Source organism: Roseovarius autotrophicus (genome assembly GCF_018069895.1).
In the GTDB taxonomy this organism is placed as follows: domain Bacteria; phylum Pseudomonadota; class Alphaproteobacteria; order Rhodobacterales; family Rhodobacteraceae; genus Roseovarius; species Roseovarius autotrophicus.
In genome coordinates, this window is record NZ_JAGQDH010000039.1 from 1 (window position 1) to 11,513 (window position 11,513).

Sequence of the window (11,513 nt, forward strand, 5' to 3'; positions counted from 1 at the left end):
AGCGGCCATCGGCGCGCGCTGCCTCAACCGCTTCACCGCCCTTGGCATGCCCCACAGCATCAGGATCGCGTGAAACAGCCAGGGAAAGGGTCGCAGCAACCTCAATAGATTCCATGCAACAACGCCTGTGATAGCCATCAAGATATTGGAATTACACGGAAATGCGCTGCTTATTCAGTTGATTACACTCCCGGATAGAGCGAGTCTGATCCCAACGAAACGGGTGCGTCGCACCCCTTGGACAAGGATCGAAGAGAGCCATGCGCGCACAGGAGAGAATGGGGCACAGCTCGATGAGCGACGGGTGGCGGAACCACACCAGCCCCGCGCAGGAGCGGGTGAACTGGGTGATGGACGAGGTGATGTCCGGGCGGATGAGCCAGGAGGACGGGATGGTCGAGATGGCCAAGGCCCAGGAGATGATGCGCGAGGAAGCCCGCGCGCGGACCACCCACCCCGAACACCGCTGGGAGGACTGACCATGGCGCGCCGCAAGAACACCGATCCGGCTGCCCAGCGCGACGCCCGGCTGCTCGAGATCGCCCGGCGCCAGTTCCACCTCGAGACGCTGGAAACCCGCAACTGGGACCGGCTGGATTTCCACGACGTCGCCGTCTGGGCGATCCGCACCGCGCTCGAGGAAGCCTTCGAGGCCGGACGCCGCGCAGGCCCAGCCAACACCCAATCCCAAGCCCAATCCTGAAAGGACCAGACCATGGCCATCGCCATCCCTTCCGACACGACCCGCATCTTCATCGACCGCCCGCGCTTCGTTCAGGCCATGAGCGTGGCTGCGCTGCAGGGCCATCTCAATGACCAGAGCCTGAATGCTGAGGTCTTCGAGATGGCTGGTCGGATCGGGATCGACTGCCTGACCATTGAGCTGGCCGATGTCGTGCCGGTCCTGAAACAGCACGGCCTCATCTGAGCCCGCGCGAAACCTGCAACACGGAGATCGCCATGAGCACGCGTGCGCAAATCGCTATCCAGATCGGGCTCGAGGAATGGGCCCACATCTACGTCCACTATGACGGCTACCCCTCGCACATGCTGCCCGCGCTGGCATCGTGGACGCCCGAGGACATCCTCGCCGCCAAGGAAATCCGGCAGGTCCGGGCCGACGAGCTCGACTGCTTCGATCCGCCCCGCGAGCCACCGATCCTGCCGTGTCCGACTTGCGAGCTCTGCCACCTCTACATCTGGCGGGACGGGAAATGGATCCAATTCGACCCCGAAGCCTACGCGCCCGAAGGATCAGAGCAATGACCACTCCCTCTCTGAACTGCCTCTCCGAAGGCGAAACCCTTGATGGTCTCGCCCGCCGCGAATGTGCCATCGGCTTCGATCTGCGGTTCTGCCACAGCGTGGCCGTGTCCGAGCATGACCGCGACACCGAGACCTGCGACCCGCCCGAGGCGGAGTTCGCGACCCTCTATGCCCTGACCGATCTGGGTGAGGCCATCGCCATCCACGATGCAGACCTGACCAGCGTCGGGGCGGACGAGGTCGCCGCCGTTGCCCGCGCGCTGTTCGTGGCCATGGTCAACGCCCGCCGCGACCCGCCCGATGCCGCCCAGCGCCACGAGGCAGAACAGGCGGCGCTGATCTATCCGGATCGCATCGCATGATCCGCAGGGCGATCAGATAGCAACTCTATTGCTCTGAATTCGCTACGATAATCGTTTCACCGGAGCGATGGTTGTTTCACGAAAACGATGCAACTCACTCGAAGGAACCCCGGCATGACCCGCCGCGACAGTGACAATTCCAAAGCCATCGGCGCCTTTCTCGCCGCCAAGGCCGAGATCGATAGCATGCTCGCACGCCTCACCGCGCTGAGCGACGATCACTTCGAGACCCATCCCGACGAGATCCATTGGGGTCATGTCGGGACGCTCAACCATTACCGCGACCGCCTTCGCGAAATCTCGGACGCCGCCTTCAAGGAGGGCGAATACGCCGAGTGATTGCCGCAGCTCCGCCTCGGCCCGCCGCATGGCGGGCTTGGGGTCGTAGAAGGCCGGCGATGATCGCGGCCCTGATCACGGAGATGCCCCATGCCCAAGCTTACCGACACCCAGACCATCATCCTCAGCCGCGCGGCCACCCGCCCCGGTACTCTGGCCATGCCGCTGCCCGAAGGCCTGCATGGCGCTGCCGCGCAGAAGGCCGTGGCTGCGATGATCACGCGCGGCTGGCTGGAAGAGGTCGATGCCGACCTCCGCCGGGGCGAGCCGCTCTGGCGCGAGACCGGAGATGGTCATGGCACCACGCTGATCGCCACTGAGGCCGGGCTGGAAGCCATCGGGGTCGAGCCGCTGGCGGCCAGCGCCGTCGCCAGTGCGCGGAAGGCGGAGCCGCATGCGGACGCTGAAGCTGCATCGACGACCGAGGCCAACGACACGCCAAAGCCCGTCGCCATCCGCGGAGGCACCAAGCAGGCGCAGATCATCGCGCTCCTGCAGCGGCTCGAGGGCGCGTCGATCGCCGAGATCGTCGAGGTGACGGGCTGGCTGGCACACAGCGTGCGTGGCCTGATCTCCGGCGGGCTCAAGAAGAAACTGGGCCTGCCGATCAGCGCCGAGAAGGTCGAGGGCAGGGGGACGGTCTACAAGCTGACCGCCTGAGCTGGTCCGGATTGCATTGCCATACCGCCGCCCCGATGGGGCGGCGGTTGCTCATTGCCATGACAGCAGATCGCGGGCGGCCGCCTGCAGGATGTCTTGCGCCATGCGTGGCTCGCAGCTGTAGACCCCGCCCGGCCCCGGCTCGCCGACATGCTCTTCGAGCCATGCCCGCCCCTCGTCCGAAACCGGACGCAGGACAACAATGGTCCCGTGATCGGTGATCTCGATATGCTGCCAGCCTTCGGACATGTTTCGAGATTACCAGCCAGCGCATGGACATGCCAGCGATCCGCTCAGGGCGCGCGCCAGCGCTCGAACAGCCTGCGCAAGGCGTAGCCTCTGATCAGGGAGATCGCGGTGAAGACCCCGCCCAGCGCCAGGTTCGCGCCGAGGCTGGGGTGCAGGCCGAACCATGGGAACACCACGATCTGCGTGACCACCGCCAGCGCATAGCCCACCGCGACATTGGTGATGGCCTCGACCATGGACATGCGGCGCGACTGCGTCATGCCCGCTTCCTCGAACGGCGCACACGCTTCTGGGCTTCCTCCTCCCTAACGATGCGACTGGCCGTCCGCCCCGTCGCCATCTCCCACCGTCGGACGGCGACGTCGCAATAGACCGGGTCTAGTTCCACCGCACAGCAGCGCCGCCCGGTGCGTTCCGCCGCGATCAGCTGGGTGCCGGAGCCGCAGAACGGCTCGAACACCAGGTCGCCGGCATTGGTGAAGGCTTCCAGCACCGCCTCGACCAGCGCCACCGGAAACACCGCCGGGTGCGATCCGGCCGCGCCCAGCCCGCCCTTGTGGCGCATGATCCGGAACACGGAATCGGGGATGCGATGGCTCTGGATCGCGTTGCCGAAGCCGGTCTTGCGATGCACCGTGCCATCGGCCCCGCGCAGGCCTCCGCCGCCGAGGGTCTCGCCCGCGTGCTTGCTCTCGACCGTCTTGTTCGGTTTGCGCGGCTGGCGGTTGAAGTGGAAGATGAACTCGTGCGAGGGCGCCAGCCGCCCGTTCCAGTCGCCGGGCAGGCCTGGCCCCTGGTCCCACACGTACCAGCCGAACCGCCGCCAGCCCTGCGCGCGCATCCACTCGATCCAGCTTTCCCAGTACGGGATCCACTCGCCGTCACGATGGACGAGGCCGAGGTTCACCAGCAGCTGGGCATCGGTGGTGACGGGCGCCGCGGCAAACACGCCCTGCATCAGCGCATCCCAATCGCCGAGTTTCTCCTTCGCCGCGCCATAGTCGCGCTGCTGTGCATAGGGCGGCGAGGTGAACAGCAACGACGCCTGCGCCCCGTCCATCAGCCGGGCCACCACGGCCGGGTCGGTGGCATCCCCGCAGATCAGCCGGTGATCGCCCAGCGCCCAGATGTCGCCCACCTGCGTGATCGGCTCGGCCGGGGCCTCGGGGATCGCATCGGCGGTGTCATCGTCGATGGGCGCACGTTCGTCGTCGGTGTCGTTCAGCAGGGCGTCCAGTTCGTCCTCTGGAATGCCGATCAGCCCGAGGTCGAAATCCTCGGCCAGCAACCCGCGCAGTTCCTCGAGCAGCAGCGCCTCGTCCCAGCCGCCCATCTCCGTCAACTTGTTGTCGGCAATGCGATAGGCCCGGCGCTGTGCTTCGGTCAGATGGTCCAGCACGATGACCGGCGCTTCGGCGAGTCCGAGCTGGGCTGCGGCCAGAACGCGGCCATGGCCCGCGATCAGCTCGCCATCGGCGGCGACGAGGCAGGGCACGGTCCAGCCGAACTCGGCCATGCTTGCGGCGATCCTTGCCACCTGATCGGCGTCATGGGTCTTCGCATTGCGCGCATAGGGTTTGAGGCGATCCAGCGGCCAGAACGCGATCTGGCTCGGGCGCAGATGCATCGTCATGCAGCCAGCCGCTTTGCTTTCAGGGCGGCGAAACTCTCGCCGGTTTCCGCCAGCATCGCCTCATCGCCCGTGAAGGCTTGCCAGCGCTCGATGGCGACATCGACATAGGCGGGGTTCAACTCGACGCCGAGGCAGACACGGCCCGTGGTCTCGGCCGCGATCAACGTGGTGCCCGATCCCATGAAGGGCTCGTAGACCGTTTGGCCGGGGCTGGAATTGTTCAGGATCGGCCGCCGCATGCATTCCACTGGCTTCTGGGTGCCATGCACGGTGTCGGCATCCTGATCGCGGTTGGCAATCGACCAGAGCGTCGTCTGCTTCCGGTCCCCCGCCCAGTGGCCCTTGCCCTTCGCGCGCACTGCATACCAGCAGGGTTCGTGCTGCCAGTGATAGTCGCCACGGCTGAGAACCAGCCTATCCTTGGCCCAGATGATCTGCGACCGGATCGCGAAGCCTGCCGCCACGAGGCTGTCGGCCACGGTCGCGGCATGAAGCGCGCCGTGCCAGACATAGGCCACGTCGCCGGGAAACAGCGCCCACGCCTCGCGCCAGTCGGCACGGTCGTCGTTCAGCACCTTGCCGGTGCGCTTGGTCTTGGCCGCGCCCGCGGCGTTGCGCCAGGACGGGTCATACTCCACGCCATAGGGCGGGTCAGTCACCATCAGCAGGGGGCGCACATCCCCGAGCAGCCGCCCGACCACATCGGCCGCGGTGCTGTCGCCGCAGATCAGACGGTGCGCGCCCAGCTGCCACAGGTCACCCGGCACCGACACTGGCGTGACCGGCAGGTCCGGCACATCGTCCTCACCCTCGACCGGGCCGTCACCGCCCAGCGCTTCTGGATCCCGCAGCAGCGCATCCAGATCATCGTCGCTGATCCCAAGCAGCGACAGGTCGAAATCCTCGGCAAGCAGGCCAGCGATCTCGTCGCGCAGCAGGGCCTCGTCCCATTCGCCCAGCTCTGTGAGCTTGTTGTCGGCGATGCGGTACGCCCGCCGCTCGGCCTCGTCGAGATGGCTGAGCCGGATCACCGGGACCTCGGTCAGCCCAAGCATGGTGGCAGCAAGCACCCGGCCGTGGCCCGCGATCAGTTCGCCATCGTCGGCCACCATGCAGGGGACAGTCCAGCCGAACTTGGCCATGCTGGCGGCGATCTTCGCCACCTGGTCGTCGCCATGCATCTTGGCATTGCGGGCGTAGGGCCGCAGACGGGCAATCGGCCAGGTTTCGATCTGGCTCGGCGCGAAGACGAGGTCCATGGGATGGGGCTCGGGATGTGGGGGAGGAAAATGAAAAGCGCCCGCGAGGGGGTTCCTCCGGGCGTAATTCTTCGATGGTTCTTTGCTACGTCAAGGGGGGCAGCTTTGTCAAACCATTTTTCGGCGTTGAATCAACGCCTTCCAGTCAATCGGAACGCGGGTGGCTTCCGAATGTGTCTTCGCGGAGCTCTGGCTTCCTACCGGTGGCTTACCTGGCTTCCCGGCGGAATCCACCTCGGCCAGCGGGGCGATCCCGTAAGAATCTGATATCGAGTCAGAATTTCCAGCTCGACCGCTGGGGTGGCTTCCAGGTGGATTCCCCGGTGAAAAGGCCAGACGCTGGAAAACTTGCGCGCTCAGCCCCCCCGTATACGGATCGCGCCGGGGAGGAACCATGGGAGGGGGACGACACATGGACTGAACGCTGCAGCTGACCCCAAGCGGACTTTCGAGCCCTGTTGGTGCTGCTCGGCGACATGTCTGAAAGCTGATACTTAGCTGATATAGAACGGAAACCCGCCTGTTCTAGGAGACACGGCGGCGGCCTTCGCTTACAGTTCAAGCTGTGCAAAGCACCGTTCTCTCGGTATGGTTGGGTGAAGGCGGAAGGGATGTTCAGCAGTGCAAATAAGTAGACTAAAAATATCAAACTTTCGCTCCATCAAAGAGGTAGACATTCAGTTTGGCGCAGTCACGGTCCTCATAGGAACCAATAACGCCGGAAAATCAGCAATACTGGAGGCGATCCGCATCGCGCTTACCAGACGGTGGGGACAGCGCGGAACCGGGTTCACTGAATATGACGTGCATCTGTGCGACAGTAGGGCAGACCCAAAAGTCGGCGATCCCGTCGTTATCGAGGTCGAGCTCCAGGAGGCTGTCGCAAACGAGTGGCCCGAAGACCTCCAAGGTGAGCTCGAAGACATCATCCAACTCGACCCAGTGACCGGACGCGCGTCCATCATCATGCGTGTCAGCTGCTCATGGGAAGCGGCCGAAGAGAGTTTCGTTCCACGATGGGAATTCCTGAACGTCGACAGGAACCCACTTGCCGGGCGTGGCGCCCGTGCCGTCAATCTCCAAGAATTCTTCCAGTTTCTGCCCGTCTTCTACCTTGAGGCGCTCCGCGACGTCACAGACGAGTTTTCCTCAAGGAGCCAGTTCTGGGGCAGGTTGCTTCGGACGGTGCAAATCCCAGAACCTCTCGAGCAGAGATCAAAGCGTATCTTCGATCTATTGAATCGGCGCCTACTCGACGCCGATCCGCTTCTGGCCAATCTTGCCACCGGTCTTTCCCATATCAGCAGTGTCGCCGCCTCCGACGCCCCAGGACAAGCAGACTTGCGGCTGCTGCCCCTCAATACATGGGATATCCTTTCGAAGGCGGAGGTCATTTATCGGACGGAGGGCGGCAAGCCGTGGCTCCCGTTGACGCGGCACGGTCAAGGCGTGCAGAGCCTTTCTGTCATGTTTCTGTTCAAAGCATTCGTTGAACTGATCCTGAGCGATCTGTATCGGCCGGAAAGCGCGGCTGTCTTGGCTCTGGAGGAGCCGGAGACACATCTCCATCCGCAGGCGGCCCGCAGCCTTTGGCGTCATATCAGTGAGCTTCCAGGCCAGAAGATCGTAACGACACATTCGCCGTACTTCCTTCAGCACGTTCCCTTCCGCGATATCCGCGTTGTCCGTGCCGAGGCTAACGGTACAACAGTGAGCTCACTCCCTCGTCAATTCCGCGCGCCCGTTCCGCATGTTCGTCAAATCGACGCCATCATCGCAGCCTCTGCCGGCCTCATCACCTATGACCGTGGCCTTAACGAACTCGTACTGTCCGGCGCGCTGCCCCAAAACCAGTATCGCGATCTACTCATGGCCTACGGCGCACGCCCCGACACACAGGCCATTCACGCTGCGCTGCGTAAGGCATACGATGCATCGCAGGAGTTCATCTCGGATGCGGAATTGGAGCAACTGGAGACATTTGCCCGGAGAATCCGTGGCGAGATTTTCTTCGCACGCCGTTGGCTTCTCGTGGAGGGGCCCTCCGACTACCATCTTGTTCATGGCATGGCCAAGGGGCTTGGCTACGATCTCGATGAACACGGCGTGGCCGTCATCGATTTCCAGAACAATGGCAGCCCAGAAATATTTGCGGCACTTGCAAGAGCGCTGGGTTATCCATGGCTTGCCGTAGTAGACGGTGATGCAGCCGGACTCGGTTACATCGCCAAGATCACCGCACGAAAGTTCTCCGCCGAGGAAATGGCGCGACGCACCTTCTCGTTGCCGGCCGGTTATCTTGAACAGCAGCTTATAGCAGACGGACTGCAAGACGAACTTAAAGCGATCCTCGTCTCATTCGGAAAAGCGGGGGCAGCGGACTTCGACGACGAAACGTTGATTGCGGCACTCGAGAACGACAAGAGCGGCTACGCGGCAGTTCTCGCAAAGCAGTGCGCCGAGAACCCGGCGCTGGCGCAGCGCATGCCTGCACCATTCCGCAATGCAATCCTTGCTCTTAGAGGCCTCACATGACCGACTCCCCCCTCAGCGTTGCATTGTCAGAACTGACCGAGGCACAAAGCGTCGCTGTCGCGTGGCGCGATGGCCCGATGTTCGTTCTCGCCGGCCCGGGCTCTGGTAAGACCCGCGTCTTGACGACGCGCGTCGCCAAACTGCTCGCCGACACGCCGGATCGTTCGTTCCGCGTGCTGGCTCTGACCTTCACAAACAAGGCGGCTGACGAAATGTCCGCTCGCGTCACTGCACTGGTACCAGAACAGGAACGCCGTGCTCTAATCGGGACCTTTCACTCGTTCTGCATGCAGATGCTGCAACAGCATGGCTCCCATATTGGCATCAACCCTGATTTTGCGATCTACTCACTCGACGTCGATCGCCAGGAAATTCTGCGCGATGCGATCAAACAGGCGGGCCTGAGCCAAGACGACGTTCGGCTTCTATCTACCATTGACAAGCTGAAGTCGCAGCTCATCCAGCCGACAGACTCGGCCCGATATTTTCGTGATCCGTCTGATGGCGCACGTGTGGAGCAAGTATACACAGCTTACGAGGCGGCGCTCACTCAAGCCAACGCCCTAGATTTTGGTTCGCTCATCGCCCAGGCTCATCGGCTTGTCACAGACTTCCCCGGCATTGCTGGACGCTACCGCAAGACCTATGCGTACTGGATGTTCGACGAGTTTCAGGACACTACCGACGGGCAGTACCGACTAATGCGCGCGCTCGCCGGCGAGGATTTCAGGAATGTTTTCGCTGTCGCCGATGATGACCAGATCATCTACCAATGGAACGGTGCGAGCTACCAACAGATCCAGCGGTTCCGGGCCGACTTTTCCCCGCAGGAATTGCAGCTTCCCACAAATTACCGTTGTCCGCCCGCGATTGTTGCTGCTGCGAACCGTCTTGTGGTCCACAATCAGCAACGCACGACCGCCAAGCAGCCGCTGGAGGCGGGCAAGACCGCGCTGAAGTATCCCGATGAACAGCACATCCGCGTCCTGCGCTATTCCACCGATGAGGTGGAAGCTGCGTCGATTGCGGAAGGAATCGCCAAAAGTGACCGCGCTCGATGGGGTGAAGTCGCGGTACTAGCCCGTACGCGCTACATGCTCGAGAAGCTTCAATCCGCCCTCACGAACAAGCAGGTCAACGCAGTCATTTCTCAGCGCCGCGATGATTTCCGATCACCTCAGTTCCTATGGCTAGCAGCTGTACTTCGCCAAGCGCTGCGACCGCTTGACCGGCGCGCGCTGGAAACCCTGACAGGCGCTTTCAATCGTTGGTTTGGCACTGACGCCCGTGTCGACCTCATCATCACAGCAACTGAACTGACCGAACGCTCTCTGCTCGATGAATGGGCGGTAGCGGTCAAAGCCGGACTGGGTGATGACCTCCAAGGCAACGCTCTCGTCGATCTAGCTGTAACCTTCGCAAAGGAGCCCGCGCGTTTCAGACAGTTTGTCGACGCGATCTTCGCCATGATCCCGGCGCAGGACGATGAAGCCAGTGACATTGCAGAAGACCGGGCGGCTTGGTCAGATCTTGTGAGGAGCATCGGCAAAACCATCGGTCGCGACGCGCCTCTTGAGCAATTCCTTCAGGAACTGGCCATTCGTTCAAAAGAAGCCCCCGTCGGCCGCAATACCGTGACCCTCATGACGATCCACGGCGCCAAGGGGAAAGAGTTTGACCATGTCTATGTGGTCGGGATGGCGGAGGACATCCTGCCGAGCTTTCAAAGCCTGAAGGCCGGAGAGAACAGCGCCGAAATGGAAGAGGAGCGGCGCAACTGCTTTGTGGCCATAACGCGTGCGCGAGAGTGGCTCTGCCTCTCATATGCAGACAACTATCGTGGATGGAGTAAGCAACCCTCACGTTTTCTTAGCGAGATGGGTTTCGTGTTGCCCGATCAACCGGCGCAGTGAAGCTCAGGTATGTGGGATGGAGTTCATAGTTGACCAATTTCGCGAAAGTACTGACCGGCGGCGTTGCGGCTTGGCTCGAGTTCGAGCGAGCCTGCGATCGTAGTGGCCTGTTCAGCGAAAAATACTTGACCGCGGCAGTCGGCCAGATACTTGCGGCCAGAACGGGAAACAGAGTCGAGGCAGAATTCACCCATCCAGTGCTTGCACCGCTAAATAAAGGTCCTGGCCGGAGGCCACAGGTAGATTTCGTCGTCCGTGACGAGAGCGGTAAAATCGTTGTCGCCGTCGAGTCAAAATGGGCGGGTCGCACTGCACCATCGCCCAAGGAAATCTTGTGGGACCTCATCAGACTCGAGCTAATCGCTCACCATGAAAACGCACGATGCATCTTCTTACTCGCGGGCACAGGTGCAAAACTTAAGAAAATGTTTGAACATCCTGCCTTTTCTGACGCCGAGACTAGACCGCACCGTCGACCGATACTTCGTCACGACAACAACGTTATCCACACTACACCGATCGTGCCGCTCGTCCCGGTGAGGTTTGAAATGCTCAGGCAACTCTTCGAGCCTTATCAAGATTTCAGATTTGCTGAGCGCATAGCGACGCGGCGAACCCAACTTCGACACCTCTGAGCGTGATTTCAGCAGGTTTTGCGTTGCGGCCTTCAAGAATTCAAAGGGTTAGTGTGGTGTAGCGGGCGAATTTCCGGAAACATTGTAGTCACACACGTTGTTCTGATTGCCGTTGATCTATGGGCGATGACGGTGATATATTCGCTACACAATGTATACGCGCATCACCAAGACCGGCGACCGCCAATATCTGCAATTGGTCGAGTCCTTTCGCAACGACCGCGGCCAGGTGCGCGTGCGCGTCATTGCCAATCTCGGGCGCCTGGACAGATTGAGCCCCGACAAGCTCGACCCGCTGATCAATGGGTTGAACCGTGCGCTTGGGCGCGGCGAGAATACATCGTCCGAGATCATTCAGGAGGCAGGCCGGGCACATGGCAATGTCTTCGCCCTTCATGAGCTTTGGTGTGAACTGGGGTTTCAGAAGGCGCTAAACCGAGCCCTGCGCTCCAGCCGCCGTGAGTTTGACGCGGAAGCGCTTATACGCGCGATGGTGTTCAACCGCCTGTGCGAACCCGACAGCAAATTGGGCTGCCTGAGAACGGCGGTGCAAAATTAGGCCACGGTAGCGGCGGGATAGTCTCGCTGCGGGCGGAGTAAAATTCTGCCACTTTTCCCTTCTTGCGGCTGCAGGGAGGGTGGGGAGATCTATACCGTGGAAC

The 11,513-nt window shown here is 61.9% G+C and carries 14 protein-coding genes and 1 pseudogene; 11 read left to right on the top strand and 4 right to left on the bottom strand.

Annotated features, from left to right (window positions below):
• Positions 1-278 precede the first annotated feature (278 nt).
• The 7 genes from KAK09_RS17825 to KAK09_RS17855 all read left to right on the top strand — a co-directional run bounded on the left by KAK09_RS17825 (position 279) and on the right by KAK09_RS17855 (position 2,627).
• Complete coding sequence (locus tag KAK09_RS17825) at positions 279-479, top strand: hypothetical protein (protein ID WP_247651408.1); 201 nt, start codon at positions 279-281, stop codon at positions 477-479.
• A gap of 2 nt (positions 480-481) precedes the next feature.
• Entirely contained in the window at positions 482-703 is a 222-nt protein-coding gene (locus KAK09_RS17830; RefSeq protein ID WP_210880281.1) for a DUF6900 domain-containing protein, read from the top strand.
• 12 nt (positions 704-715) lie between these two features.
• A complete protein-coding gene (locus KAK09_RS17835; protein ID WP_210880282.1) occupies positions 716-928 on the top strand; it encodes a hypothetical protein in 213 nt (70 codons plus the stop codon).
• 32 nt (positions 929-960) lie between these two features.
• A complete protein-coding gene (locus tag KAK09_RS17840) occupies positions 961-1,266 on the top strand; it encodes a hypothetical protein (protein WP_210880283.1) in 306 nt (101 codons plus the stop codon).
• Positions 1,263-1,628, top strand: coding sequence for a hypothetical protein (locus tag KAK09_RS17845; RefSeq protein WP_210880284.1), 366 nt, complete (start codon positions 1,263-1,265; stop codon positions 1,626-1,628). Before KAK09_RS17840 ends, KAK09_RS17845 begins: the two co-directional genes overlap by 4 nt.
• A gap of 114 nt (positions 1,629-1,742) precedes the next feature.
• Entirely contained in the window at positions 1,743-1,967 is a 225-nt protein-coding gene (locus tag KAK09_RS17850) for a hypothetical protein (protein WP_210880285.1), read from the top strand.
• A gap of 90 nt (positions 1,968-2,057) precedes the next feature.
• Positions 2,058-2,627, top strand: coding sequence for a DUF3489 domain-containing protein (locus KAK09_RS17855; protein ID WP_210880286.1), 570 nt, complete (start codon positions 2,058-2,060; stop codon positions 2,625-2,627).
• A 51-nt stretch (positions 2,628-2,678) separates the two neighbouring features.
• On the opposite strand, the gene KAK09_RS17860 is transcribed toward KAK09_RS17855, so the two are convergent.
• The 4 genes from KAK09_RS17860 to KAK09_RS17875 are packed head-to-tail and all read right to left on the bottom strand — an operon-like array spanning position 2,679 to position 5,768.
• The gene (locus KAK09_RS17860; RefSeq protein WP_153749207.1) at positions 2,679-2,876 is read right to left on the bottom strand and encodes a hypothetical protein; all 198 of its coding nucleotides are present in this window, start codon (positions 2,874-2,876) and stop codon (positions 2,679-2,681) included.
• Between the two features lie 44 nt (positions 2,877-2,920).
• Positions 2,921-3,136: a DUF7220 family protein gene (locus KAK09_RS17865; protein WP_210880287.1), complete on the bottom strand. Its 216-nt coding sequence runs from the start codon at positions 3,134-3,136 to the stop codon at positions 2,921-2,923.
• Complete coding sequence (locus KAK09_RS17870; protein WP_210880288.1) at positions 3,133-4,509, bottom strand: site-specific DNA-methyltransferase; 1,377 nt, start codon at positions 4,507-4,509, stop codon at positions 3,133-3,135. Before KAK09_RS17870 ends, KAK09_RS17865 begins: the two co-directional genes overlap by 4 nt.
• Positions 4,506-5,768, bottom strand: coding sequence for a site-specific DNA-methyltransferase (locus KAK09_RS17875; protein ID WP_210880289.1), 1,263 nt, complete (start codon positions 5,766-5,768; stop codon positions 4,506-4,508). The genes KAK09_RS17870 and KAK09_RS17875 overlap by 4 nt, the downstream gene beginning before the upstream one ends.
• A gap of 621 nt (positions 5,769-6,389) precedes the next feature.
• Here KAK09_RS17875 and KAK09_RS17880 point away from each other — a divergent pair.
• The 4 genes and pseudogenes from KAK09_RS17880 to KAK09_RS17895 all read left to right on the top strand — a co-directional run.
• On the top strand, positions 6,390-8,303 hold the full coding sequence (locus KAK09_RS17880) for an ATP-dependent nuclease (protein ID WP_210880290.1): 1,914 nt from the start codon (positions 6,390-6,392) through the stop codon (positions 8,301-8,303).
• Positions 8,300-10,216, top strand: coding sequence for an ATP-dependent helicase (locus KAK09_RS17885; protein WP_210880291.1), 1,917 nt, complete (start codon positions 8,300-8,302; stop codon positions 10,214-10,216). Before KAK09_RS17880 ends, KAK09_RS17885 begins: the two co-directional genes overlap by 4 nt.
• A 29-nt stretch (positions 10,217-10,245) precedes the next feature.
• Entirely contained in the window at positions 10,246-10,851 is a 606-nt protein-coding gene (locus tag KAK09_RS17890; RefSeq protein WP_210880292.1) for a hypothetical protein, read from the top strand.
• A 151-nt stretch (positions 10,852-11,002) separates the two neighbouring features.
• Positions 11,003-11,392: pseudogene (locus KAK09_RS17895) on the top strand (IS1634 family transposase); the annotation flags it as partial.
• Between the last annotated feature and the right edge of the window lie 121 nt (positions 11,393-11,513).